The sequence below is a fragment of the Limisphaera ngatamarikiensis genome, from assembly GCF_011044775.1.
GTDB lineage: Bacteria > Verrucomicrobiota > Verrucomicrobiia > Limisphaerales > Limisphaeraceae > Limisphaera > Limisphaera ngatamarikiensis.
Map to the genome: position 1 here is coordinate 24018 of NZ_JAAKYA010000072.1, position 26047 is coordinate 50064.

The window sequence follows — 26047 nt, forward strand, 5'->3', positions numbered from 1 at the left end:
GGCCGGTGCCGGCAAACAAAAAGCATTTGGCAACACCCCGGGTTCGTGGCAGTTTGTTGTGAGTCTTGAAGAAAAAGTTCCAAGGATGGTGAATCGTTCGATGCACAGTCATCCCGCTACCGCGCATCACCGTTACAGCGCCCACCGGAATCTGCGTCCGGTCAACTTTATCTGCCAGGCCCCACAGGCCCGGTCCGTCAGCCTGGTGGGTGATTTCAACAACTGGGATCCCACGGCGCACCCCATGCAGCGCATGCCGGACGGTGCGTGGCTGCTGAAGGTGGAGCTCCGTCATGGGCATCATCGCTATGCGTTTCTCGTGGACGGCGTCCTGACGCTCGATCCGCGCGCCCAGGGGATCACCCGCAACGACCAGGGTGAGCGCGTTTCTTTGATTGCGGTCAGTTGAACGAAGACCCTCGTGCGGGTCGCAGCGGAATCCGCACCGTCCCGAGGGAACATTCCCGTGGGTCAACAGACGGCGCCCGGTCGGTGGATGCGCCGGTTCTCACAGCACCCCTGTGAATGCCCGGAGGGCCCGCCCCTGCAGGTTCACCATCCGCCGTCTCCGTTGCGGTGGCGTGGTTGTCTTCGGAGGCCGGGATCAGGTTGTCCCTTCCTTCCCGGTAAAGTCCCAATCCGGCGCCGGTGCTCACCCATCCACAGGACCGTTGGGGGAACTGGAGGAGCCCGGTACGGGGGCGTTCGGGCTCTTGCCCTGGCTGCAAGGTTTGGCTAGTGTGCGCCGGTTTTCCGACCCCGACACAAGGGCTCGGAGCCGTTCTCAAATTATGGCAGCGTCATTCATTCAGGAGCGATTCGCCCAGCGCATTGGCGGGCGGAACTACGGTCAGTCCACGACGATTTACAAGTTCGAGAAGATCAAACGAGCCAAGCGGGCCGCCGTGGCGGCCCAGCCCGGGCGCAAACTGATTGACCTGGGCGTGGGCGAGCCGGATGAGATGGCGTTCCCGGAGGTGGTGGCGAAGCTGTGCGAGGAGGCGGCCAAACCGGAAAACCGCGGTTACGCCGACAACGGCGACGATGTGTTGAAACAGGCCGCCGCCCGCTACATGGAACGCGTGTTCGGCGTGTCGGGCATCGACCCGGCGCGCGAGGTCATTCACTCCATCGGCAGCAAGGCGGCGTTGTCCATCCTGCCGGCGGTGTTCGTGGATCCGGGCGACGTGGTGCTGATGACCGCGCCCGGTTATCCGGTTTTTGGCACCCACGCCCGCTATTACGGCGGCGAGGTGTACAATCTGCTGCTCCGTCCGGAAAACGGGTTTCTGCCCGACCTGGACTCGGTTCCCAAGGACATCCTGGCCCGGGCCAAGGTGCTGGTCCTCAACTACCCCAACAACCCCACCGGCGCCAGCGCAACCCCCGAGTTCTACCGCTACGTGGTGGAGTTCGCCATGAAACACCGCCTGGTGGTGATCTCGGACGCCGCGTACGCCGCACTGGTGTATGAGGGCCGCCCGCTGAGTTTCCTGGCCACGCCCGGGGCCAGGGAAATCGGGCTGGAACTGCACTCGGTCAGCAAGGCCTTCAATATGACCGGGTGGCGTTGCGGATTCGTGGTGGGGAACGAACTGCTGGTGCGAGCGTATGGAGACGTCAAGGACAACACCGATTCGGGACAGTTCCTCGCCATCCAACACGCTGCCGCCTACTGCCTGGATCACCCGGAACTGACCGAGCGCATCGCGGCCAAGTATTCGCGTCGCATGGACCTGCTGGTGAAGGTGCTGCGCGAGGCCGGGTTCGATGCCCGCAAGCCGGCCGGCTCGTTTTTCTTGTACGTGCCGGCGCCCAGGGCCGCCGTCACGCGGTCGGCCAAACACATCCGTTTCGCCAACGCCGAGGAGGCAGCGCACTGGCTGATCATGGACAAGCTGATCTCCACCGTCCCGTGGGATGATGCAGGCCCTTATCTTCGGTTCAGCGTTACGTTCGAGGCACCCACGCCCGAGGACGAGGTGGCGCTGATGCAAGAACTGGCCGATCGCCTGGGCGAGGTGCGTTTCGAATTCTGATCCACCTCCGGCGGCGCCACCTCCGCCCGCTTGCGGGCCGGAGCAGCCCGGCCGGTGCCCGGCCGACCCGAACCTGCTGCAGGAATCCCATCGTGAATGTCTGGAGTGCAGTCGGAGCCGTCCTGTTGGGCCTGCGCGTGGCGGGCGAACTGTGGCTGGAAGCCCTCAACCGGCGCCACTTCAAACGCCTCGCCGCGGGAGAAAAGGCCCCCTCGGCGAACTCCACGCGGGTCGTGCCCGGCTCGCGTGCCCTCGACTATGCGCTGGCCCGCTGCCGATTTCGCCAGGCAACGGTGGCTTACGAAACGCTCCTGCTGGTCGGCCTGCTCTGGAGCGGCGTCCTGCCCCGGGCCTGGTCAGTGTGGCAACAGATCTTCGGAACAGGACCTCTCGCGGATTCGCTCTTCCCATGGTGCGTGTTTGCTCTTGTGTCCGTGGCCTGGTGGCCCTGGCTGTGGTACGAACGGTTTGATTTGGAAGAACGATTCGGTTTCAACACCACCCGGCCGGCCACCTGGTGGAGTGACAGGTTCAAGGGACTGGTCCTGGCCGCGGGGCTGGGCATTCCCGTCATCGCAGCGATCATCCATCTGATCCGACAGGCCGGACCATGGTGGTGGGTTTGGGGCTGGACGGGGGCCGTGGCCTTCGCGCTGATCCTCGGGTGGCTGGCGCCAACCTGGATCCTCCCCTGGTTTCACCGGTTCGATCCCCTGCCCGAAGGCGCCTTGCGCGAGCGGCTTCAACAGCTCGCAGCGCGCATGGATTTCCCCCTTCGCGACATCCAGGTGATGGACGGCAGTCGGCGCACCCGCCATTCCAACGCCTTTTTCACCGGCTGGGGCCGCGCCCGACGCGTCGTGCTCTACGACACGCTGCTCAACCAACTGGGACCGGACGAACTGGAGGCCGTCGTGGCGCACGAGATGGGGCACGCCCGACTGGGCCATCTCTGGCAGTTGTGGACACTCACCGCCATTGGCTGGGGACTGGGCTTTGCTGTGGCGGGTTGGATTGTTCAACAGCCAGACTTCTACAGAACCTTTGGTTTCAGCGAGCCCCATCCGGCGGTCGCCGTGTTGTTGTTGGGTCTGTGGGCAGGGCCGGCAGGTTGGTGGCTCCTCCCATGGATCCACGCATGGGCCAGGCGATGTGAATTTCAAGCAGACGCGTTCGCAGTACGAGCCCTGGGATCGGTCGAGCCACTCCAGCGCGCCCTGGAACGATTGCATCGGGATAACCTGGCGGACGTTCCGTCCCATCCCTGGTACCGCTTCTGGCACGAGTCGCACCCTACCCTTCCGGAACGAATCACCGCGTTGACTGCGAACGCACGCGCCGGCGCGAAACGTTGAGTGCCCCACACCTCAACGCTCGAACGAGCATGGCGGCACAACCCGGTGGAAGCGGAACGACCCCGCCAATCAACCTCCATCACCCGGCCCGCGTGGAGTAGCAGCACAGGCAAACTCACGGGATCTGCAGTCCGGCCCCACAGCCGGGGCAGAGTCCGCCGGGTTTCAACGATCGTCCCACGTCGCGGTCCGGTTGGCTCCAAACCACTCCTCCCGCAGAGGGGCATGATGCCCCACAGATACCCTTGGAAAGTCGGTGACCTCTCTGACAAATTGATTTCCGTTGTGAGCACGGAGACGTCATTGCACGACACGCGTCGCGGTCTGTGGATCGCGCTGGCAATCGTCGGCTTTTTGGGGCTGATGGCTGCCGGCCTGTGGTGGGGTCGGCCGGCCTACCGCCATTTCAAGGAACAGCGTTACCTGCGAATGGCGGATGAATTCCTGCGTGCGGGCGATGTCCGCCGAGGGCTGTTGAGCCTGCGCCAGGCCCAGGCGGCCAACCCGCGAAACGTTCAAACCGCCACCCGTCTGGCCGAGCTCCTGACGGAATCCCGTTCGCCCCTGGCCCTGGGATGGTGGCGGAGGGTGGTGGAACTGGAACCCACCGCGGAAAACCGCATGCGTCTGATCGCCGCCGCGTTGCAACTGGAGAACCCGCCCTACCCCGTCGCAAACCAAACCCTCCAGGAGATGATACGGCTGGGTGAGACCAACTCGGCGCAGTATCATGTCCTGGCTTCCCAATGGGCGCTCCAAACACGCCGCATTCCCGAAGCCGTGGCGCATCTGGAGGCTGCCGTGCGGCTCGACCCCACCAACCTGTTGCACCAACTGAACCTGGCCACCCTGCAGGTTCAGGCGGCCGACCCCGCCCTGTCCGAGCCGGCCTATAACAAACTGGTGCAGATCAGTGAGACGTCCAACGACCCGAACCTCCAGGTACTGGCCCTTCGATCGCTGGTCACGGTAAACCTGGCGCGGGGACGACCCGTCGAGGCCCTCCGGTTTTCTGCCCGGCTGCTCAATTCCCCCGCGGCCGGGTTCAACGACAAGGTTCAACATCTGACGGTGCTCGTGAGTGCCGGAGACCCGGCCACCAATACCTGGCTCCACCAGCTCCAGCAGGAAGCAGGCACCAACGCGGCCCGGATCACTGTCCTGGCCAGCTGGCTCAACGACCGTCAACGCGCCCGGGAAGCATTGGCATGGCTGGAAACGCTGCCGCCGAGCCTGCGCACCAATCCACCCGTCACACTCGCCGTGGCCGACGCCCTGGTCGCCCTGCAGGATTGGGACGGTTTGGAAGCGTGGTTGAGCCCGCAAAACTGGGAGGCTCAGGAACCCGTGCGCCTCACCCTCCTCACCCGCGCAGCCCGGGAACGCGGCCAACGCAGCCTGGCAGAAGGTTACTGGCGGCGCGTCCTGGATTGGCCCGGAGGCAGGGGCGAAGCCCTCGCCGCCGTGGCGCAGATCCTGGAAAAGTGGGGATGGCACTCCGAGGTGGAGGAGGTCCTCTGGGCACTTGTCAAACGGGCGCCGTGGCACGACTGGGCCTGGGAAATCCTGGTCAAAAACCGCTACGCCGCCGGCGACGCAGCGGGACTGTTCCAGGTCTATTCGGCCATGTACGAAGCCAAACCCAACGCCCTCGAGGTGAAAAACAATCTCGCCGCTCTGGGCCTGCTTCTGCAGCGCGACCTGGACCGCTGCCGGCGTCTGGCCCGAGAGGTTTACCTGGCCGACACCAACAACCCGGTCTGGGTCTCCACCTTCGCGTTCTCCCTCCACCAACAAGGCGACACAGCCACCGCCCTGAAGTTATTGGAACGACTCCCCGAAGAAGCACGGCGCCGGCCCGAAGTGGCCGTGTACATGGCCATCATCCTCGGAAGCCAGGGTCGCCGCGACGAAGCCCGCACCTACGCCGCACTGGTGGAAAACCAACCGCTCCTGCCCGAGGAAAAGCGTCTCCTGCAAACCGCGCTCGGGGAAACCAATCAGCAGGGCTGACCACAGCCCGCTGTCGTAAGCGCATCTGCCCCTCCGTGGAAACACGTCATCCCCCGCACACGCGCGAGGACTGATTCCCCCGCATCAGCCCGTGGCGAACCCTTCTAAGTGCCCGCACCCTCATGCGGCGTTGGCCCTCCACCGTCCCCGCAGGCGCCCCACCGCCCACAACCCGGCTCCTGCAACGCAAATCCAACCCCAAACATCGCCATACCGCGCGTAAACCGTGCCCGGGTTCAACAGGTCCCGTTCCGGCAGCGGCACTGTCCATATCGCCCAGCCCGGCCCGTACACGGTCCCGCGCTCGTCCCGCAGCACGGCGCGGATGCGACCCAACGGATCCACCCACGCGCTCAGTCCGTTGTTTGTGCACCGCACCAGGGGGCGGCCGGTCTCCACCGCACGAAAAACGGCATTGGCCGCGTGCTGCCATTGCGCGGCACTCTGGCCGAACCAGCCGTCGTTCGTCAGGTTTACAAACAGGTCCGGCGCACCCGCCAGAAACCGCCGTGCCAGATGCGGAAACACGTCCTCAAAACAAATCAGGGGTGCCGCCCGGACATCCCCGGCCCCCGCCGAAGCCCGTTCGGACTGCGCCATGGCCAGCTCAAACACAATCGGCTCACGCCCCGGGGTGTATTGCCCGGTGATGGGGGTAAACCACCGCAGAAACGGCAGCACATCCACCCACGGGATGTACTCGCCAAACATCACCAACTGCATCTTGCGATAGACCGATTGCAACCGGCCGTCCGGCCCCACCAGGAACGCCGCGTTGAAGTAGTCGGCGTCCCCACCTCCCGATCCATCGTCCCGCGGCTCGGCGTCGTCGCTTCCGGTGATCATCCAAACCCCGTGCTGCCGCGCCAGTTCGCATACCGTCGCATGAGCCACAGGATCGTACCGGAGCCACATCGGCACGGCGGCCTCGGGCCATACCAAGAGGTCCGTCGGCTCCTCCAAAGCGCGCCGGGTCAGATCCAACAAGGCACGAAACCGGGCCTCATTTTCGCGCGCGTCCCAAATCCAGGTCTGCGGAATGGAGGGTTGCACCACCGTCACCCGCAACAGCCGCGTCCCATCCGAATACTCCCGCACCCGTTGCCAGCCCCAACCAAACACCACCAAAACGGCCAAACCCGGCAGCGCCAGTTCCCGCATCCAGCCATGGCGTCGAAACGGTTCTTCCCACACGGCCCGCGCCGCCGCCCACAAACCCACCGCAGTCCAGACCATGAGAAATGACAGCCCGTAAATGCCCGTGACCGACACCAGTTGAATGAGGGGAATCATCTCGAACTGCGAGGCCCCGAGCAGGTTCCATGGAAACCCGCCCAACAACCGCGCCTGCAACATCTCCAGCGCCACCCAGACCGCCCCGGCTCCAAGACCCGCCAGCGTCCGCCCCCGCCATGTCCGGGCTCGCGTCAAAACCCCGCCCACGCACGCCAACCACGCCGCCGGATACAATGCCAGGTAGGCCACCAGGGCCGCCCATCCCAACACCGGATAGCCGCGCACCGGAATCTCCCACAACCACGCCAGCGCCAGCCCGTGCTGAACCCAACCCGCCAAATAACCCAACCGCCACCGTTGTCCCAATGTACAGCCCTGCCCGGCCAACAGCATCAGGGCCGGCCCCACCCATGCCAGGCCGGCCCAGCCCGTTGGGGGAAATGCCAGGGCAAGGCACAACCCTGCCGCCATCGCCACACCGTGGCGAGTCAACCCCGGGACGGCATCCTTCGTCATGACCCCATGCACCGCGCCCAACTTGAAGACCCTCCCGCCCGCCGCACAAGCCCAACCCGGCAAACCCGCTCCCCTTGTCCCCGGCTGGACGGCACGCCCGTTCACGGGCTAACCTCGGGGCCATGCGGTTCCACCTCCAGCCTTTTGCAGCCCGACATCGTCCCACTGCAACCCTGTACACCGGCCTTGCTCTCGCTCTGCTTTTCCCGTTCGCCACCCGACTTGCGGCCCTGACACCCGTCGAACTCCGTTGCGAAGACCAGATCAATCCCCTGGCCGTGGATGAACCACGGCCGCGACTGAGCTGGGAACTCGCCGATACCCGGCGCGGCGCCCGCGAGAGCGCATGGCAAATCCAGGTCGCCTCTTCGCCCGCCCTGCTCCGCCGCGGCACGCCGGACCTCTGGGATTCCGGCCGGGTGGAATCGACCGAGCAGAACCAGATCCCGTACGCCGGCCGACCTCTCACCTCCCACGCCGATTGTTACTGGCGCGTGCGTGTCTGGGACGAAAGCGGTCGGGTCTCCCCATGGAGCCAGCCGGCCCGTTGGACCATGGGCCTCCTGAATCCGGTCGACCTTCGGGCAAAGTGGATCGGCGCACCACCCACCAAAACCCACCCTCTGGACGGTTGCCGGTGGATCTGGCACCCCGAGGGCGATCCGCTCCGACACGCCCCCGCCGGCTCGGCCACTTTCCGCAAGACCTTGATCCTCCCCCCGGACGCTCGTCCCGTCCAGGCAACTTTCCTGCTGGCGGTGAACGGGCCCGCCACCATCCACGTCAACGGCCGACGGCTCACACACCTCAGCCGCAGCGACATCGTCCATTTCGTGGATCTGCTGGACCGCCTGCAACCCGGCACCAACCTCATCTCGGTAACCGTGGAAAACCGCGAGCCGGGCCCGGCGGGTTGGACGGGACGCATCCTGCTGACCCTGGACCAGGGCACCCGGCTGGAGATCCCCGTCAACCGGTCTTGGGAATGCCAGGCCGCCGGCGCCGGAGCGTCCCCGGCAAACCCGGATCACGCCCCGCCCTGGGTTGAGGCCCTCGAACTTGGGCCCTTCGGAATGGAGCCCTGGGGCCGCAGCGTCCAGGCCCAGCAACCACTGCCCCTGTTTCGACGGGAGTTCACCGTGCGCAAGCCGGTCCAACGCGCCCTGATCCACGTGTGCGGCCTTGGCCAACACCTGCTCTACCTCGACGGGCGCCCCGTCGGAGATCATTTCCTCGACCCGCCATGGACCGACTACAACAAAACCCTCCACTACGTGACCCATGACGTCACCGCGTTGTTGCGACCGGGCCGTCATGCCCTGGGCGTCATGCTCGGCAAGGGTTTCTACAACACGCTCGGGGACCGCCGAGTCCACGGCGTGAACACCCGCCACCCGCTCCGACTCTGGTTGCAGGCCCATCTCTGGTACCAGGACGGCAGCGAGGAAATCCTGACCACTGATGACCAGTGGAAAACCGCTCCGGGCCCCATCACCCACTGCGCCGTCCTCGGCGGGGAGGACTTCGACGCGCGACTCGAACCGGTGAACTGGGCCAAGCCCGGCTTTGACGACCGCGACTGGTCAGCTGCAGTCGTAATGCCTCCACCCGGCGGCCGCCTGCGCGCCGCTTTTGCACCGCCCCTCCGGGAACAGGAGACCTTCAGACCCGTGCGTGTGGATGAACCCGAGCCCGGCGTGTTTGTTTTCGATTTTGGCCAGAACGCCTCCGCCATCCCCCGCCTCCGCGTTCGCGGCGCGCCCGGCCAGACCCTCCGCCTCACGCCGGCCGAGCAGCGACACGGCGCCAGCCCCCGCCGCAACGACGGTCGCGGCCGGGTCAACCAGGCCGGCGTGGGCCGACCCAACTACTGGCAGTACACCCTCCGCGGCGACTGGTTCGAAACCTGGCAACCCCGGTTCACCTACTCCGGCTTCCAATATCTCGAAGTCGTCGGGGCCGTCCCCAAAGGTCATCCCAATCCGCGTGGACTGCCGGTGATCGAGGAACTCGTCTCCGTGCACATTCGCAACGACGCCTCCCGCATCGGAAGCTTCGAATGTTCGGATCCCTTGCTCAACCAGATCGACCGCATCATCGAGCGAGCCGTGCAGGCCAACCTGTCCCACGTGCTCACCGATTGTCCCCACCGCGAAAAACTCGGCTGGCTCGAGGTCCCCTATCTCATGGGCCCATCCATCGCCGGCCGGTACGACCTGCGAACCTTCTATCGCAAGATCGCCCGCGATTGTGCCGACGCGCAGCAGCCCGACGGACGCGTGCCCACCGTGGCCCCCTGGTACCCGCGTTTCAGCGGGCCCTTCGATTACACGCCGGAATGGGGCGCAGCCGCCGTGATCATCCCCTGGCAGCTCCATCAGTGGTACGGCGACCGGGCCATCCTCAGCGAACAGTTCGAAACCATGCGCCGTTTCACCGATTTTCTCGAGCACACCTCCACCAACCTCGTCCCCATGGCCGGCCTCGGCGACTGGTACGATTACGGCACGGAAACCCGGGGCCCGTCCCAGTTCACGCCCCCCGAGCTCACCGCCATGGCCACCTTCTACCGTTGCGCCCGAACCGTGGCTGACGCCGCCCGCGTGCTGGGCCAAACCCGCGCCGCGGAGCACTACAGCGCACTGTCCGAGCGCATCCGACACGCCTTCAACCAGCAATGGTTCAACGGCCGCGACGAATACCGCAGCTCCGGCAGTCCCCAATGCGCCCACGGCATGGCCCTGGCCCTTGGCCTGGTCCCCGAATCCCGAACCGCGGCCGTCCTGGGCCGTCTTCTCGATGACCTGCGGGCCCGCAACCACCAGCAAACCGCCGGCGACGTCGGCTTTTCCTACCTCCTCCAGGCCCTCGCCGACCACAACTGTCACGACACCATCCTTGCCATCGTCAGCCGTACCAATCTCGGCAGCTACGGCTTCATCGTCCGCAACGGCTGGACCACGTTGCCCGAGGCGTGGGACGCCGACACCGGCGCCTCCATGAACCACTGCATGCTCGGCCACATCCAGCAATGGTTCATGGAACATCTGGCGGGCCTGCGCCGTGACCCCGCAGTCCCGGGCGGAGCCCGCTGGATCATCGCTCCCCAGCCGGTCGGCCACCTCACCTGGGCCCGGGCCGAACACCGGTCGCCCCGCGGCTGGTTGCGCGTGCGATGGGAGCGCCGGGCCGGCCAATTCCAACTGGACGTCGAAGTACCGCCCAACGTAACCGCCGAGGTCGCCCTGCCCGAAACCGATCCCGCCCGGGTCCGCGAATCAGGCAAACCCGCCTCCATGGCCCACGGAGTCCGGCTCCTTGAGCCCGCCGCGGGTCGTACCCGCTATGAAATCGGCAGCGGCAGGTACCGCTTCGAATGTCCGCTCACGACTGCCAACCCTGATCGGCCCTGACACCCCCGGGCCGATAAAACCCGGCCGCCCGCCCCGCAGCCGCCCATTTCCCCTGAGAACCCTGCTGCGCTTTGCCCAGCCCCAGGACGCACCCGACAATCGAAACCTGCTCACCACGAAACCGGAATGCGGATCGTGCGGCCCAGCCGGTTCCGGTAGTACACGTGGCCATGTTCCCGGCCGTACTCGTGCAGCATCCGCGTCAACTTCACGTCGTAGCAGCAGTACTCCGCAATCTCCAACAGCCGGCCCTGCTTGTACCATTCCAGCGCCTGCATCCCCTCGGCGGTCTTCTCCACGCCAAAGGTCGCCGAGACCAGGGCATCCAGGGATGGCCGGTGCTGCAAATGCTCCTGCAGGCTCACCAGCAGATCCAGCGTGGGCAACTGCCGCAGATCCAGCGCCGTGTACCCGTGGAGCACCTCGTAATCGAACCGCAGAATGTTGAAACCCACCACCAGATCCGCCCGTTGCAGGTCCCGGATCAGCGCGTCCACATCGCTCTCGGTATAAATCTCATAACGGCCGCGCGCCGTGCTGTAGGTCACCCCAATGCTCATCCCCATGCGGCTGATCTGGCCCCAACCGCCCACTTCACCGGCCGACTTCTGCGTTTCGAGATCGAAATAGACGATGTTCTTCACGGTGGGCAGGATGAAACCGACGCGGGGTGCGGGTGGCAAGACCGGAGCCCCGCTCGATGCGGAACGCAACCGGGATAAACCCGCCGCAAATGCCTTTCAGTCCCAACCGTAATCCGAGCATGACACGCCCCGGGCCTGCCGGTACCAGGTCAGGAACACCAGGAGAGCCTTTTGCCACCGCGGGACGCGCACCGGCGCACCCTCAAACACGTTGAACCCGCGCCGCTCCAGCCGGAGCAACAACCGCCAATACACCGCGCCCATCAACTCCGCCGCAATCAGCGCGCGTCGGTCGGCCTCGGGCAACCGGTCCCGCGCCTCCCGGTAGTGGCGTCGGGCCCGCCGCGCCACCGTCCGCGCCGCCCCGGCATAGGCCGGTGTGTACCGGCCCTCCAGAATCTCCTCCTCCCGCACCCCGTGCGCACGCAAAACCTCCCGCGGCAAATAAATCCGGTCCCGCAGGGCATCAGTGCGGACGTCCCGCAGGATGTTCGTCAACTGCAGGGCGCGGCCCAGTGCCACCGCATAGTCCCGGGAGGCGGGATCGCCACACCCGAAAATCGGCAGGCTCAGCAAACCGACCACCGAGGCCACACGGTAACAATACAGATCCAGTTCGTCCCAGGTCTCATAACGCCGGATTTCCAGGTCCATTGCGACCCCGCACAGCAACTCCTCGAACAACTCCAACGGCAGCCGATACCATTGAATGACCGGCTGCAGTTCGCGGCAGACCGGCAGGTGCGGTGTCCGGCCCGCGTAGGCCCGGTGCAGGTCCTCCCGCCACAAAGCCAGCCGCGCCCGCTGTTCCTCGACGCTCAGCCCGGGTGCATCCGCCACGTCGTCCACCTCCCGGCAAAACGCGTACAGGGTGGCCATGTCGTCGCGGGTGGTGGCCGGCAACAGGCAAAACGCCAGGGCCAGGTTCGACGCACTGCGCTGGGTGATTCGCCGGCTCTCTTGCATGCCCGGCACGGATCAGGAACCCGTGTTGGTCCCCGACGGCGCCGGGCCGCCGGGCGGCGGCGTGGCAGGAGGCGGTGTCGTGCCCGGGCCGGGAGCCGAACCGGAAGACGGGGACGCCGCAACCGAACCCGCAGGGGACGAGGGCGTCGCACCGCCGGCCGGCTGCCGGATGGGCGGCAGCCCGCCCGTCTCCGCCAGGGTGGGATTCCGATGATGATACCGATGTTTGCGGCGCCGGCGCCGCCGCGGCTTGAACAACGAAAGCAGCCCCGTGTCTTCCAGCTTGGGCGAACGATACCGAACCAGGGTCACCCCCTCCTGAGAACCCAGCCGACGGCGCCGACGCCGGGTCCGCACGATGGTCAGCCACACCACCAGAATCAACGTCAGGGCCATCACCACCAGCAAAATGGGCAGAAAATCCCTCAACTGCGTGCCCCACCGCGGCGGAGCAGGCACCACCGTGGGCGCCGGAACCAGGGGTGTCGAAGCCAGAAACAACGCAGACAAATCCGAAAGGTTCATGGCGAGGAAGCCGACGAATCCGCGGACGCGGGTTCGGTATCCGTGTCGGATTGGATGTTGAGCCGTTGCATGCGATACCGCAGCGCGTGCCGGCTGAGCCCCAAACGCTCGGCCGCCCGACCGATGTTATACTGACACTGCTCCAGGATGGCCAGAATCAACCGCTTTTCGTACGCCGCCAGCAGGTCGTCCAGGGTCTGACCCGGCGCGGGCAACGACGGCAGCTCCTCGGACCCGCCCCGCGCATGCAGCCGCGCCTCCAGTTCAAAGTCCGGCAGGCTGGTCGCCTGGATCTCCGAGGTCGTCTCCAGGATCAACGCCCGCTCGATCACGTTCCGGAGCTCCCGCACATTGCCCGGCCAGTAATGGGACAACAACTTCTTCCGCGCGGCGGGCGTGAACCCTCGAATGTTGCGACCCAGCGTCTGGTTGAACTGCCTCAGAAAATGTTCGGCCAACAGCAGCACATCATCCCCCCGCTCGCGCAGCGGCGGCAGCCGGAACTGGACCACGTTCAGACGATGAAACAAATCCTCGCGGAACTGGCCCTCGTGAATGGCCCGGACAATGTCCCGGTTCGTGGCCGCGATCACCCGCACGTTCACCCGCAGTTCCTGGGTGCCACCCACCCGGGTGAACGTGCCGTCCTCCAGGAACCGCAGCAACTTGGCCTGCAAAGGCCGGCTCATGTCGGCAATCTCGTCCAGGAACAGCGTCCCGCCGTCGGCCTCCTCCACCCGGCCCGGCTTTTGCCGAACCGCCCCGGTGAACGCGCCCTTTTCGTGTCCGAACAATTCGCTCTCCAGCAGCGTGTCCGGAATGGCCGCGCAGTTGATGCGCACGTAGGCCGCCTCACGCCGCCGGCTCAAACCGTGCAGGGCACCCGCCACCAACTCCTTGCCGGTGCCGCTCTCGCCCAGGATCAACACCCGCGCGTCCGTGGCGGCCACCGTCTGAATCATCTGGCGCAATTCTCGGATCCTGGGACACTCGCCCACGATCTGCGACAGATCCGTCACCACCCCCACCTGCGTCCGGAGTCGCTGGTTCTCCTGCTTCAGCCGCCAGTGCTCGGCGCAGCGTTCCACCGCATGCAGCAGCTCCTCCGGTGCAAAAGGCTTGGGCAGGTAATCAAAGGCCCCCGCGCGAATGGCCTGGACCGCCTGCTTGGGCGTGGCGTAGGCGGTGATCATGAGCACGGGCACATGCGGCCACCGCTGCCGCACCCGGGTGAGGAAATCGTAACCGTTCATCCCGCCCAGCCGCACGTCGGTGATCACCAGGAAAAACTCCTCCTCCGCCAACAGCGGCAGCGCCTGCTCGGCCGATTCCACGTCCACAACCTCGTATCCCTCCGGCTCCAGCAACGCACGCAACGAGCGCCGCAAGTTGGGCTCGTCGTCTACGATCAACAAGGGTGGCAGTGCCGGTTTCATGCCCTACGGCTCATCCGTCCTCAACGTCGGGCCCCCGCCCGACCGGGCCGCTTCCGGGGGCCTCATCCAAACCTCTTTGCGCAACCCGTCCCCACCTCCTCAAGCCGCAAACCCGGCCCCGTTCGATGGGGCTCCGTCCATGGCCCGGATGGGGAACGTTACGGTGAACCGGGCCCCTTTTCCAAGCTCCGACTCCACGCGCACCCGTCCCCCGTACAACTCCGTGTTGTGCTTCACAATCGCCAGGCCCAGACCGGTCCCCTTGGGCCGCATGGTGAAGTACGGCTCGAAAATCCGCTCCAGTTTGTCCGCCGGAATACCGGGTCCGTTGTCGCTCACCACCACCTCCAGCACGGTGTCGGAAACACAACGCGCACTCACCTTCACCTCCCCTCGCCCGTCCAGCACATCCCGGGCATTCTGAAGCAGGTTCACCAGCACATCGTCAAAATGCCGCCGCTGCATCAGCAACACGGGTAGCGGCTCGCGCAACTCCAGTTCAACCCGGATGCCGGTGTCGAGCCCCGGTGGAAACACCCGCCGCACAGCCCGCTCGATGGCCTCGCGAACCGGCACCTTCTCCACGCGGCCCTCGCTCAGCTCCGCATAACCCATGACCTGGGTGATGATGCGGTCGGCCTTCTCCACCTCCTCCTGGATCAGTTCCAGACTGGAAGCCGCCGCCGGATCGGCCCCCACCCGGCGCCGGAGCGTGAAGGCCGCGTTGTTGATGATCGCCAACGGGTTCTTGATCTGATGGGCAAATTCCGCCGCCAACCGCCCCGCCGCATGCAACTGGGCCGAACGCGCCGCAAATTCCTTGGCCTCCTCCTCCACCTGACGTTGGCGCGCGGCCAGAACCTGCACACCGTAACAGCAGAACGTCAGCAGCCACAGGATCACCAGCCGCAACAGGAACGGCTCACCCGGCACCTCCGTCACCTCCTCCGGTTGCACCACATACCGCGACAGCGGCAACAACCGGTTCAGCTCATCAGCCAGCACCTGCCGCAGCAACTCCTCCTGCCCCGGCACATGCGCCAGTTCGCGAATCCGCTCCCGCGCCGCCTCGGAAAGCCGCTGCCACAACAACCGGCCCAGCGTGTCGTTGCCCTGCTGCAGCCGGGCCGCCACCGCATACGGATCCGGCAGATCCAACGGCCGGATGGGCGGGATGGGCTTTCGCTGCGCACGCGGCGGCAGTTGGGGCACGGACAGTTCCTGACTGCGCAGCCCCGGCTCCACCAGCCCGGCCAGCAGGAAAAACCCGCTCAGCAGCAGATTCAACACCAGCTGGGGCGTGGCCAGCGGAATGCAGATCGAGTTCAGTACGATCAGGGCCGGGAAAACCCAGTACAACACGCTGTCAAAGCCGCCGGTCAGAACCGTCAACCCGCCCAAAAACAACCCGTCGGCAAACCCCAACACGAACGAAATCCACTGCACCGTCCCCGGCGGAAACCGGCGCACCCCCAGCAACACCGCCCAGCCAACCAGGTTCAACCCGACGTAAACGAAGAAAAACTCCCGCAGCGCCTCCAACACCACGCCGAACGAGGAATCCGGTTGCTCGGCCCACGGCGCCCCCAACATGTAATGGTACACCGCCGCCAGCACCACCAGCTTGGCCGGCAACACCACCTCCCGCTGCAACCGCTGCACGCGCCGGTCCTGCTGCACCGCCTGTGCCGCCGGTGCCTCCAGCAAGCGGACCAACCGCGCCAACCACGATCGGATCCCCTTCATGCCACCGCGGGCGCGGACGGGCCGGACCCGGCCGATCCGCTCCCCAACCGCGCCAATACATGCGCCGCGATCTGATCAATCGGCCACAACCGGCCGATCCCCTCATAGCCGCAGGCCAGCAAACCCGTGTCCGGCCCGATGAATTCCACACCCCGCCGACGCAGCACCTCCACATTCGCCTGCGTGGCCGGATGCAGCCACATCTTGCCGTTCATCGCCGGCGCCACAATCACCGGTGTCTCCGGCCGTAACGCCAGCGCCATGCAGGTCAACGCATCGTCCGCCAACCCGTGCGCCAACCGCGCCAGCGTGTGCGCCGTGGCCGGAGCAATCAACAGCAGCTCCGCCCAATCCGCCCACTGGATGTGCGTGGGCTGCCAGCCTTCGACTGTGTCATAAAGGTCCGTCACCACCGCGTGCCGCGACAGTGTCTGAAACGGCACCTCCGTCACAAACCGACGCGCATCCGCCGTCAACACCACGCGAACCTCGCAGCCGGCCCTGACCAGCAAACTGCACAGATCCACCGCCCGATGCGCCGCAATCGAACCGGTGACACCCAGAATGATGTTGCCCATGCGCTTCATCGTCCCCGGCCGGGTTGTCCCCGGCGTCCCTCTCGACCCGCCTTCGACAGAACCCGGAACCGTCCGCAGCCCCTCCCGGGGCGCCGGGCCCGTCAAAACATCGGAGCCCTCTGCCGAAACACCCGCATCTTCTCCGCCTCCAGAATCGTCTCCAACCGGGTCACGTCCTCGGCGATGCTCCCACTGAGAATCAGATAATCGAATTCGTGCCAGCGGGCAATTTCGGTTCTGGCCATGGCCAGCCGCCGCTGAATCACCTCCTCGGAATCCGTACCCCGCCGCCGAAGCCGACCCTCCAGCACCTCCATGGACGGCGGCGTCAGAAACACCGTCACCAGCGCCCGCCGCAAAATCGGATCCTCCTGCGCCCGGGCCCGGATCGCCGCCGCCCCCTGCACATCCACGTTCAACAACACATCCGATCCCGACCGCAGCCGGTCCACCACCTCCCGCCGCAACGTCCCGTACCCGTACCCGTACACCGTGGCGTGCTCGAGGAATTCCCCGGCCGCCACCTTCCGCGCGTACGTCTCCGGATCCAAAAAGTGGTAATCGACCCCGTCCCGTTCCCCCGGCCGCGGCGGCCGCGTGGTGCAGGTCACCACCCGACTCAGGCCCGGCCGGCGTTTCAGCAGCTCCTGGCACAGCGTGGTCTTGCCCGCCCCCGACGGCGCCGACAACAACAACAACACGTTCCCACAACCCTCCGCCGCGCCCCCGTCAGGCCGGTCGGCACCCTCCACCCCGCGGAACGTCTCCCGCTCCGGTTCACCCGAAAATGCCCTGCTCGTGCCGTTCATTCGACGTTCTGCACCTGCTCGCGAAACCGGTCCAGCTCCGTCTTCAGCCGGACCACTTCACGACTGATCCGGGCGTCGTTCGCCTTGACGCCCAGCGTGTTCACCTCGCGATACATCTCCTGCGCCAAAAAGTCCAACGTCCGCCCCACCGGTTGCCGGCTCCGCCGGCACTGCTCGAACTGCTTGAAGTGGCTCTCCAGCCGGGTCAGCTCCTCCGTGATGTCCGTCCGCTCCGCAAACAGGACCACCTCCTTCATCAGGCGCTCATCCTGATCGGTCACGCCCGACAACCCGGCCTCCCGAATCCGTTGCAACAATTGTTTCCGGTACCGCTCCACCGCCCGGGGTGCCCGCGCCCGAATCCGCGCCACCGCACGGCGCATCCGCTCAATCCGGCGTGCCAGGTCCTTCTCCAAATGGGCCCCCTCCCGCTTCCGCATCCGCAACAGCCCGGCCAGTGCACGGTCCAGAGCCGCCCGGGCCACCGGCCAGAGCTTCTCCCACGGCACCTGCGGACCGTTCGACTGAAACAGACCCGGCACCCGCAGCAAATGCTCCAGGGTCACCTCGTCCGAAATCCCCAACCGACGCGCCAGCCGCCGCAGCTCCGTCACCCACGCCGCCGCCACCGCCGGCTCCAAACGCGGCGCCACCCACGCCGCATTCAGATACTCAACCAGCACACGACCCTGGACGCGGCCGCGCTCAATATGCCGGCCGATCCACTCGCGCATCGGGCCTTCCAACACCTCCAGATCCCGGGGCAACGTCAACAGGATCTCGGCCTGTTTGCGATTCACCGAGTTCAGCTCCACCGTGATCCGGAGGCCATATCGCTGGCATACGCCCCGTCCATGTCCGGTCATGGACTGCATGCCCCGCAGCATGCCGACCCCGCACCGCCTTGTCGAATCCGGAATCCAAATGCGGTTTTGTGCCCACGGTTTTGCCCTTTCGACGCCCCTCAAATCGGCTAGATTCCCCGCAACATGGAAGGCTTGCTGGCGCTGGACATCGCCCTGTTCCGACTCATCCACGACCAGTGGCAAAACCCGCTGTTCGACCGTCTGATGCCCATCCTCAGCGGGCACCCCCTGTTTTATCCGGCGGTCCTGACGCTGGCCGCCTTCATGCTCTGGCGCGGGGGCAGGCGCGCCCGACTCTGCCTGCTCATGCTGCTGCTGCTGTTGCCGGCCGGCGACGGCCTGGTCTGCAACACCATCAAAAAAGCCGTCGGTCGCCCCCGCCCCTACGCCGCCCTGGAAGGGGTCGAACCCCGAACCGGCAGCGGCCAAAACCGCGGCAAAAGCATGCCCTCCGGCCATGCCTTCAACTGGTTTGCCGCCACCACCATCCTGGCCCTGTATTACCGCCGCAGTTGGCGGTTCATGCTGCCCATGGCCGTTGCCGTCGCCTACTCCCGCGTCTACAACGGCGTGCATTACCCCTCCGACGTGCTGGCCGGCGCCATCCTGGGCAGCGGTTACGCACTGGCCGGCACCGTCGCCCTCAACGAGCTCTGGCAACGCGCCGGCCGACGCTGGTTCCCTCTCTGGCATGCACGGTGTCCCCGAATCGTTCCGCCCTGGCCACCCCAACCCGTGGCCGACGCCACCCCCACAACCGCGGAAACCACCAGGCAACAGGAGGAATCCCACTGGCTCCGCGCCGGCTGCCTGCTCATTGCGCTGTTGCTGGTGGGCCGCTGGGCGTACGTGGCCAGTGACATCATCCAGCTCTCCGAGGACGAAGCCTACCAGTGGCTCTGGTCCAAGCGACCCGACATCGGTTACTACAGCAAACCGCCGCTCATCGCCTGGGGACACTGGATCACCACCCGTCTCTGGGGCGACACGCAGTTCGGCGTGCGTTTCTTTGCACCCCTGATCGGGGCCGTTCTGGGTCTGAGCCTCCTCCGCTTCCTGGCCGGCTGGATCGGTGCCCGGGGGGCGGTCCTCTTTCTGCTCATGATCGCCACCACGCCCCTGCTGGCCGTGGGCAGTACACTCATGACGGTGGACCCCTGGAACGTCCTGTTCTGGACCCTGGCCATGATCGCCGGCTGGCGCGCCACACAACCCGGGGCCTCAACCCGCGACTGGCTCTGGGTCGGCCTCTGGATGGGCCTGGGCAGCCTCAGCAAGTACACCGCACTCATGCAGTGGCTGAGCTGGGGACTCTGGTTCCTGCTCTGGCCACCGGCACGCATCCACCTGCGCCGGCCCGGTCCCCACCTCGCACTCCTCGTCAATCTCCTCTGTTTGACCCCCCCGCTCCTCTGGAACTGGCAGCACGATTGGGTCACCATCCGGCACGTGGCCGAAGACGCCAACGTGGGCCAACCCTGGCGGTTTACCCTGCGCTACCTCGCCGAATTCCTCGCCGGCGAAACCGTGTTGTGGAATCCGGTCTGGTTCGGTGCCATGGGATTGGCCGTGGCGGGCTTGTTCCGGCATTACCGCAGGGAACCGCGCCTGCTCTACCTCTTCAGCATGGGCGCCCCGGTCTTCCTCGTTTATCTCGCATGGACCCTCCATTCCCGGGTGATGCTGAACTGGATTGCCCCCTCGATCCTGCCCCTGCTTGCAATGACAGCCGTTTTCTGGCACCTGCGGCGGCCGGCATGGCAACCCTGGCACCGGCGGGCCTTCGGAGCGGGACTGGCCCTCGGTTTGCTCATCCTGCTGCCCATGCACGACAGTCGTCTCATCACCCGTGCCACCGGCATCGTCCTGCCCATCAACATGGACCCGCACCACCGCGTGCGCGGCTGGAAGGAGACCGCCGAACTGGCCGCCCGCGCCCGCGCCGAACTCCAGGCCGAGGGCCGGCCGGTCCTCCTCATCGGCGACCACTACGGTATCACCAGCCTCATGACCTTCTACCTGCCCGAAGCCCGCGCCGCCCTGCCCGACCAGCCCATCGTCTTCTGCCTGACCACGCCGCGTCCCAAAAACCAGTTCTGGTTCTGGCCCGGCTATGAAAACCGCAAAGGCGCCTCCGCCATCTTCGTCCAACGCCTCAAATCCAACGTCCGAATCCGCGACTGGCTGAAAAACCCCACCGACCCCCAAGGGCGCTGGCATGCACCCGAACCGCGGGATCCACCACCCGTGTTACTGGAACAGTTCGAACAGGTCGTCAGCCTGGGGGTGTTTCCGGCCGTGTGGAAGGGCCAACCCCAACAGTGGGTCCAGATCTATGCCTGCCGGAACCTGCGCTGAGTCACGTCCGCCCCTGCCGCTCCCGGATACGCCGACCACCCGCAAGGTCTGGCGCATTCATGATTACCGCCTGGACCTGACACTGCAGTGCGGACAGGCCTTCCGCTGGCAACGACACGGCCCGCGCTGGTGGGGCGTGGCGGACGGGAAACCCGTGGAACTCGTCCAGAACGGAACCCTCCTGCAGGCCCGCGTGCCCGAACCCGTCCCGGACTGGGCATGGCTCGAAAACTACCTCCAACTCCATGCCCCGCTGCCCGCCATCTGGGCCACATTTCCCGACGATCCCCACCTCCACCGCGCCCGCGCCCAATGGCACGGACTGCGACTGCTGCGTCAGCCGGCGTGGGAATGCCTGGCCTCGTTCCTCCTCTCCAGCTGCAAACGCATCGAGCAAATCCAACAGGTGATCGAACGCCTCTGCCGCCGTTGGGGCGACCCCTTGCCCGCCCTCGAGGGCCTGCCGACACTGTATTCGTTCCCGCCCCCCGGACGAATCGCCGCCGCCACGGAAGCCGAACTCCGCGCCTGTGGAGCCGGATTCCGCGCCCCTTATCTGCTGGCCGCGGCCCGGGCCGTCGACCAGGGCCGGTGCCCCTTGGACGAACTGCCCCGGCGCACCTACCCCGAAGCCCGCGCCGCCCTCATGAACCTGCCCGGAGTAGGCCCGAAAATCGCCGACTGTGTCTGCCTGTTCGGCCTGGGGTTTCTGGAAGCGTTCCCGGTGGACACCTGGATCGCCCGGGTCATGCGCGAGCGCTACTTCCGGGGCCGGCGCGTGTCCGAGGAAACCCTGGCGGAATTTGGCCGAAGCCGTTTCGGCCCCTACGCCGGGTACGCCCAACAATACCTCTTCCACGACCGCCGCATGACGGATCGCCCACGTGAGGCCCACCTCCACAACCCGCCGAGCGGGTGAACGGAACGGCACCCCCGCCGGGACCGCGCCGGGTCAACGGTCGCCGCCAGCCCCGTCCACATCCAGGAATTTCCCCGGGTTGAGAATGCCCTTCGGATCCAGGAGAGCTTTGATGCGCCGGTGCAGTTCCCGCACCTCGGGCGGCACCGCCAGCGGCCACCACCGCTGTTTGGCCAGGCCGATGCCATGCTCGCCCGTGATGGCACCGCCCCATGCCAACACCTGACGGAACAACTCGTCCAGCGCAGCCTCCGCCTTCTCCCGCATCCCCGGCTGCCCGAAATCGACCATCAGATTGGTGTGGATGTTGCCATCCCCCGCATGGCCGAAACATGCCACGGCAATCCCGTACTTCTTTTGCAGCCGGGCCGCGAAATCGAACAAATCCTCCAGCCGGCTCCGCGGCACCACGATGTCCTCGTTCAACTTGGTCAGGCCCGTATCCCGCAGCGCATAGGAAAACTCCCGCCGAATCTGCCAAACCTCCTCACACGCCTCCGGCCCCAGCCCCACCTGCACCGACCGCGGCCGATGGAGCCGGATCAATTCCCGCACGTGGCGGATTTCGCTCCGAACCGATCGTTCCTGACCGTCCAGCTCAACGATGAGCATCGCCCGGCAACCGCGCAGCCGTTCGCTGCCGGTCCGACGATAAGCCGCCTCCAGGGTAAACGAGTCGGCCAGTTCCAACGCCGAAGGCAAATACCCCGCCTCCAAAATCCGGTGCAGGGCGCCCACCGCATCTCGCATCCGGGAGAATCCCACCGCCAGGTTCGCCCGATAGGGCGGCAACGGCAGCAGCTTCAACGTCGCCTCGGTCACCACCCCCAGCAGACCCTCCGACCCCACAAACAACCGGTGCAGATCAAAACCGGTTTTGTTCTTGTGCGTGCGGCCGCCCAGCCGCAGGACCGTCCCGTCCGCCAGCACCACCTCCAACCCCAGTACATAATCGCGCGTCACACCGTACTTGAGGCAGCGCGGCCCTCCCGCATTGGTGATGATGTTGCCGCCGATGGTGTTGTCCGCCCGACTGGCCGGATCCGGCGGATAAAACAACCCGCGCTTCTCCACCTCCTCCTGCAGGCGCGCCGTCACCACACCCGCCTGCACCACCGCCACAAAATCCCGCGGATGAATCTCTCGAATCCGGTTCATCCGGGCCAGCGAGAGCACGATGCCGCCCTGTACCGGCACGCACCCACCCACATAACCATGACCGGCCCCGCGCGCCGTCACGGGAATGCCGTGTTCATGGGCAAAGCGCATCGTGCGCACCACCGTGTCGGTGCTGCGCGCCAGCACCACCACGTCCGGCCGGTGCACCACAAACCACTTGTCCGTCGCATGCGCCTCCAGCGCCGCATCGTCGCGGCGCACCTCCCCCGCCGGCAACAACCGCTCCAACCGGCGCACCCATTCAGCCGACGGATTCATTCCCGCCCGCCGGCTCCGAACCTTCGAGGAAACTTCGGACTTCATCGGCTTCGCTCTCCGGCACCTGGACCAGGATCCCGCCGGCCGCCATCGAATAACCCTCCAGCGCCAGGGCAGCCGTCTCATGCATGACGTGAGGATGAAACCCCGCGGCGTCCAGGCGCGCACGCAACAACTGCGCCTGGGCGGGTTGAAAAAACCGTCCCACGGTCACCAGCCTCATACATGCCTCCTACATTCAGGAGGAGGCGGACGCGCCCGGACCCGGCCGGTCAGCGGACCCTGCCAGCTCGGCAAAGATCATCACCCCGGCCCCGGTCTGCAAGGAGCTTTCCACCCGCACCTCCACCTCCCGGCCAATGAACGGCCGACCGCCGTTGACCACCACCATCGTACCGTCCGGCAGATAACCCACGCCCTGATCCCGTTCCCTGCCCTCCCGCACAATCCGCAGCCGGATCACCTCGCCCGGTAACAAGACCGTGCGCAAACACCGCGCCAGTTCGTGCAGGTTCACACAGGTCACGCCCTGCAGCCCGGCCACCCGCGCCAGGTTCGCGTCATTGGTGAAAAGCCGCGCCCCGAGATTCCGCGCCAGTCGGATCAGTTTCCCGTCCACCCCGGCCTCATCCGGGTAATCCGCCTCGTGCACCCGCACCTCGTTGCGTTTTGCCTTCTGGATGCGATTCAGCATCTCCAAACCGCGCTGTCCCCGGGCGCGTTTGCCGGGATCGGCCGAATCGGCCAATTGATGCAACTCCCGCAAAACAAACCGCGGCACCACCACCGTGCCCTGCAGAAAATTCGACTCCAGCAACTCGACGATCCGGCCGTCAATGATCGCGCTGGTGTCCAGCACGATCCATGAATCCGAAGAGCCCCGCGGCACAAACCGCACGTATGGGATGATCAGCGAAAAGTCCTCCTTGTTGCTGCGCATCGCCAGCACCATCCCAATGTACCCGAAGGCCAGAAACAACCCCAACCGCACCAGCCAGCGCGTGCCCGGATCGGTGGTGTCGAACAAGCCGGAATGATCAATCAACTGCGCCACCACCATCCCCAGGATCAACCCGAACGTCACAGCGGAAAATGCGCGCAGGGAAAAGCCCTTCAGCATCTCATCCACCGCGATCATCAGACCGCCGAAGCCGAATCCCGCCACCACACCCCACCAGGCCTGCCCGGCATACTCGGGACGCAACTGGCCCACGGCCCAGCCGGCCGCTCCACACAGTCCCAGGAAGAAAATGCGGATCACCCAAATCGTCATGGCCAATCAGGGATACGGATGATGGGGCGCACGAAGCACCTCCCGGTTGGTCGTTCCACGCGCCGGCTCCGATCGCGGCTTCCACAACAACCGCCACAATCCCAGCCGGTTCAAATTGCTGGTGGTCACCGCAAGGTTGGCCGCAATCTCCTCCACATGCCGCGCCAGGCCCTCATCGGCCAACAATCGGCCCGCCACACCCCGCCCGGCCCGCAAATCCTGCAGGATCGCATCCGCCTGGGCGCTCACCGACTTCAACCGCTCCAGAATCAGATCCAACTCGTTGGTGTGAGCCTCCAGGGTCCGGTTCAGTTCGTGGGTGAACCGGCCAAACTCGGCCGTGGCAAAGTTCAGGTTGCTCAATGCCGTCTCCACCGCGGGCGTTTGCGTCTCCAGCAGCCGGTCCACCCGGTCCATGGCCCGGGCCGCCCGCGTCGAAAACGTGCCCAGCTGCTCCAGCGTGTTCGAAACCTGCACCAGGGTCGGCTCGTTCAACACCAGGCGCCGGATGTCGGCAATGGCCGCGTCCAACCGCCGTGCGGTTTGGTCCAACCGCTGAATGAACCCCGCGGCATCCCGTGCCGTCTGTTGCAGGTTGAACGGCGGAGGGCATTCCGCCTCCTCCCCCGGCTCGAAATACCGCGCCGGGCCGTTGGTTCCCGGATAAATCGCCACGTACCGGTCTCCGAGAAAGCCGCTCTGCTCGATCACAAACACCGCATTGGTGCGAATGCGGTACTGCTGCAGAATCTCCAGCCGCAGCCGCACCACGCCGGTCTCCGGGTCCAGCGTCAGTCCGACCACGTTACCCACCGGATACCCGGCCATCAAAACCGAGGCGCCCTTTTTGATGCCGCCCACATCCGTGGTCCGCAAATAAAGCTCGTACGTGCGCGCAAACCGGGTAACACCCTTGCTGAAGCTCACCAACAGGAGCGCCAGCAACACCAACCCCACCGCCACAAACGCGCCCACCTTCCATTCCAGGGACCGGTTCTCCATGGCTCAAAAGTCGGGATGCTTCGGATCCGACACGCCGTCTATGAAACGCCGGATCACCGGGTCGGTCGAGGCAAAGATCGCCTCCGTGGGCCCCACCGCGTAAATCCGTTTCTCGTGCAACAGCGCGGCCCGGTGCCCCACCCGCCGCGCACTCCGCATGTCGTGGGTCACCACCACACTGGTCACCCGCAAATGATCCCGGATCCGGATGATCAGCTGGTCAATGGAATCCGACACGATCGGGTCCAGCCCGCTGGTCGGTTCGTCGTACAATAGGATCTCGGGCCGGTACACAATCGCCCGGGCCAGCCCCACCCGCTTGCGCATCCCGCCGGACAACTCCGCCGGCCGCTTGTTCTCGATCCCGGGCAGGTCCACCAGCTCCAGCGCCTCCGCCACCCGCCGCGCGATCTCCCCGGGCGTCAGATCCCGACGGTTCCGGAACGCAAACGCCACATTCTCCGCCACGCTCAGCGAATCAAACAGGGCCGCACTCTGAAACAGCATCCCGAACTTCCGCCGCACCTCCAGCAACCGGCGCTCGTCCATCCGCGTGATGTCCTGCCCGTCCACGATCACCGAACCCTCGTCCGGTTGCAGCAACCCGATGAGATGCTTCAACAGCACACTCTTGCCGCAGCCGCTGCGGCCCATGATCACCAGCGACTCACCCCGCTCGATCCGCAGATCAATCCCCTCCAGAACCGTCTGCGACCCGAACCGCTTGGTCAAACCGCGCACCTCGATCATAACCCAAGGGCGGTCAACAACGGGGTCAACCCCAGGGTCAGGAAAAAGTTGGCCACCAGAATCGAAATCGACGCCACCACCACCGCCTCGGTCGTGGCCCGCCCCACCCCCTCGGCCCCCAACCCGCAATTCAGTCCCTTGTAACAGCCCACCAACGCCACAATCC

The 26047-nt window shown here is 65.9% G+C and carries 22 protein-coding genes; 7 read left to right on the forward strand and 15 right to left on the reverse strand.

Going from position 1 to position 26047, the window contains the following annotated elements; genetic code table 11:
* Positions 1-85 precede the first annotated feature (85 nt).
* The 4 genes from G4L39_RS10490 to G4L39_RS10505 all read left to right on the forward strand — a co-directional run bounded on the left by G4L39_RS10490 (position 86) and on the right by G4L39_RS10505 (position 5407).
* On the forward strand, positions 86-409 hold the full coding sequence (locus tag G4L39_RS10490; RefSeq protein ID WP_240893935.1) for an isoamylase early set domain-containing protein: 324 nt from the start codon (positions 86-88) through the stop codon (positions 407-409).
* Positions 410-791: 382 nt separating this feature from the next.
* The gene (locus tag G4L39_RS10495) at positions 792-2039 is read left to right on the forward strand and encodes an LL-diaminopimelate aminotransferase (RefSeq protein ID WP_165108058.1); all 1248 of its coding nucleotides are present in this window, start codon (positions 792-794) and stop codon (positions 2037-2039) included.
* Positions 2040-2131: 92 nt separating this feature from the next.
* A complete protein-coding gene (locus G4L39_RS10500; RefSeq protein ID WP_165108060.1) occupies positions 2132-3394 on the forward strand; it encodes a M48 family metalloprotease in 1263 nt (420 codons plus the stop codon).
* A 285-nt stretch (positions 3395-3679) separates the two neighbouring features.
* Positions 3680-5407, forward strand: coding sequence for a tetratricopeptide repeat protein (locus G4L39_RS10505; RefSeq protein ID WP_165108061.1), 1728 nt, complete (start codon positions 3680-3682; stop codon positions 5405-5407).
* A 120-nt stretch (positions 5408-5527) separates the two neighbouring features.
* Here G4L39_RS10505 and lnt read toward each other — a convergent pair whose 3' ends face one another.
* Entirely contained in the window at positions 5528-7159 is a 1632-nt protein-coding gene (gene lnt / locus G4L39_RS10510; RefSeq protein ID WP_165108063.1) for an apolipoprotein N-acyltransferase, read from the reverse strand.
* A 122-nt stretch (positions 7160-7281) separates the two neighbouring features.
* Between lnt and G4L39_RS10515 the strand changes: the two genes are divergently transcribed.
* Positions 7282-10572: a family 78 glycoside hydrolase catalytic domain gene (locus G4L39_RS10515; RefSeq protein ID WP_165108064.1), complete on the forward strand. Its 3291-nt coding sequence runs from the start codon at positions 7282-7284 to the stop codon at positions 10570-10572.
* A 110-nt stretch (positions 10573-10682) separates the two neighbouring features.
* On the opposite strand, the gene G4L39_RS10520 is transcribed toward G4L39_RS10515, so the two are convergent.
* The 8 genes from G4L39_RS10520 to G4L39_RS10555 form a co-directional block, all read right to left on the reverse strand.
* Positions 10683-11216, reverse strand: a complete 534-nt coding sequence (locus G4L39_RS10520) for a ribonuclease H-like domain-containing protein (RefSeq protein ID WP_165108066.1) — start codon at positions 11214-11216, stop codon at positions 10683-10685.
* Between the two features lie 96 nt (positions 11217-11312).
* Positions 11313-12182, reverse strand: coding sequence for a presqualene diphosphate synthase HpnD (hpnD, locus tag G4L39_RS10525; protein WP_165108067.1), 870 nt, complete (start codon positions 12180-12182; stop codon positions 11313-11315).
* Between the two features lie 12 nt (positions 12183-12194).
* Positions 12195-12707, reverse strand: coding sequence for a hypothetical protein (locus tag G4L39_RS10530; protein WP_165108034.1), 513 nt, complete (start codon positions 12705-12707; stop codon positions 12195-12197).
* Positions 12704-14143: a sigma-54-dependent transcriptional regulator gene (locus G4L39_RS10535; protein WP_165108068.1), complete on the reverse strand. Its 1440-nt coding sequence runs from the start codon at positions 14141-14143 to the stop codon at positions 12704-12706. Before G4L39_RS10535 ends, G4L39_RS10530 begins: the two co-directional genes overlap by 4 nt.
* A gap of 99 nt (positions 14144-14242) precedes the next feature.
* Positions 14243-15889 (reverse strand): sensor histidine kinase, encoded by a 1647-nt coding sequence (locus G4L39_RS10540; protein ID WP_165108069.1) that lies wholly within the window; start codon positions 15887-15889, stop codon positions 14243-14245.
* Positions 15886-16467, reverse strand: coding sequence for a flavoprotein (locus G4L39_RS10545; RefSeq protein WP_165108070.1), 582 nt, complete (start codon positions 16465-16467; stop codon positions 15886-15888). Before G4L39_RS10545 ends, G4L39_RS10540 begins: the two co-directional genes overlap by 4 nt.
* A 101-nt stretch (positions 16468-16568) precedes the next feature.
* Positions 16569-17276, reverse strand: coding sequence for a guanylate kinase (gmk, locus tag G4L39_RS10550; protein WP_165108071.1), 708 nt, complete (start codon positions 17274-17276; stop codon positions 16569-16571).
* Positions 17273-18151, reverse strand: a complete 879-nt coding sequence (locus tag G4L39_RS10555; protein WP_240893937.1) for a YicC/YloC family endoribonuclease — start codon at positions 18149-18151, stop codon at positions 17273-17275. Before G4L39_RS10555 ends, gmk begins: the two co-directional genes overlap by 4 nt.
* 114 nt (positions 18152-18265) lie before the next feature.
* Here G4L39_RS10555 and G4L39_RS10560 point away from each other — a divergent pair, with 114 nt between their 5' ends.
* Both G4L39_RS10560 and G4L39_RS10565 read left to right on the forward strand, forming a co-directional pair.
* A complete protein-coding gene (locus G4L39_RS10560) occupies positions 18266-20500 on the forward strand; it encodes a glycosyltransferase family 39 protein (RefSeq protein ID WP_165108072.1) in 2235 nt (744 codons plus the stop codon).
* Entirely contained in the window at positions 20478-21419 is a 942-nt protein-coding gene (locus G4L39_RS10565; RefSeq protein WP_165108073.1) for a DNA-3-methyladenine glycosylase family protein, read from the forward strand. Before G4L39_RS10560 ends, G4L39_RS10565 begins: the two co-directional genes overlap by 23 nt.
* Before the next feature lie 33 nt (positions 21420-21452).
* On the opposite strand, the gene G4L39_RS10570 is transcribed toward G4L39_RS10565, so the two are convergent.
* The 6 genes from G4L39_RS10570 to G4L39_RS15165 are packed head-to-tail and all read right to left on the reverse strand — an operon-like array spanning position 21453 to position 26042.
* Positions 21453-22856 (reverse strand): FAD-binding oxidoreductase, encoded by a 1404-nt coding sequence (locus tag G4L39_RS10570; RefSeq protein WP_165108074.1) that lies wholly within the window; start codon positions 22854-22856, stop codon positions 21453-21455.
* Positions 22840-23079 (reverse strand): hypothetical protein, encoded by a 240-nt coding sequence (locus tag G4L39_RS10575; RefSeq protein ID WP_165108075.1) that lies wholly within the window; start codon positions 23077-23079, stop codon positions 22840-22842. Before G4L39_RS10575 ends, G4L39_RS10570 begins: the two co-directional genes overlap by 17 nt.
* Positions 23080-23094: 15 nt before the next feature.
* Entirely contained in the window at positions 23095-24129 is a 1035-nt protein-coding gene (locus tag G4L39_RS10580) for a PIN/TRAM domain-containing protein (RefSeq protein ID WP_165108077.1), read from the reverse strand.
* 6 nt (positions 24130-24135) lie between these two features.
* Positions 24136-25131 (reverse strand): MlaD family protein, encoded by a 996-nt coding sequence (locus G4L39_RS10585; protein WP_165108079.1) that lies wholly within the window; start codon positions 25129-25131, stop codon positions 24136-24138.
* Between the two features lie 3 nt (positions 25132-25134).
* Positions 25135-25881: an ABC transporter ATP-binding protein gene (locus tag G4L39_RS10590; protein ID WP_165108081.1), complete on the reverse strand. Its 747-nt coding sequence runs from the start codon at positions 25879-25881 to the stop codon at positions 25135-25137.
* Positions 25878-26042: an ABC transporter permease gene (locus tag G4L39_RS15165; RefSeq protein ID WP_343203334.1), complete on the reverse strand. Its 165-nt coding sequence runs from the start codon at positions 26040-26042 to the stop codon at positions 25878-25880. The genes G4L39_RS10590 and G4L39_RS15165 overlap by 4 nt, the downstream gene beginning before the upstream one ends.
* Positions 26043-26047 lie beyond the last annotated feature (5 nt).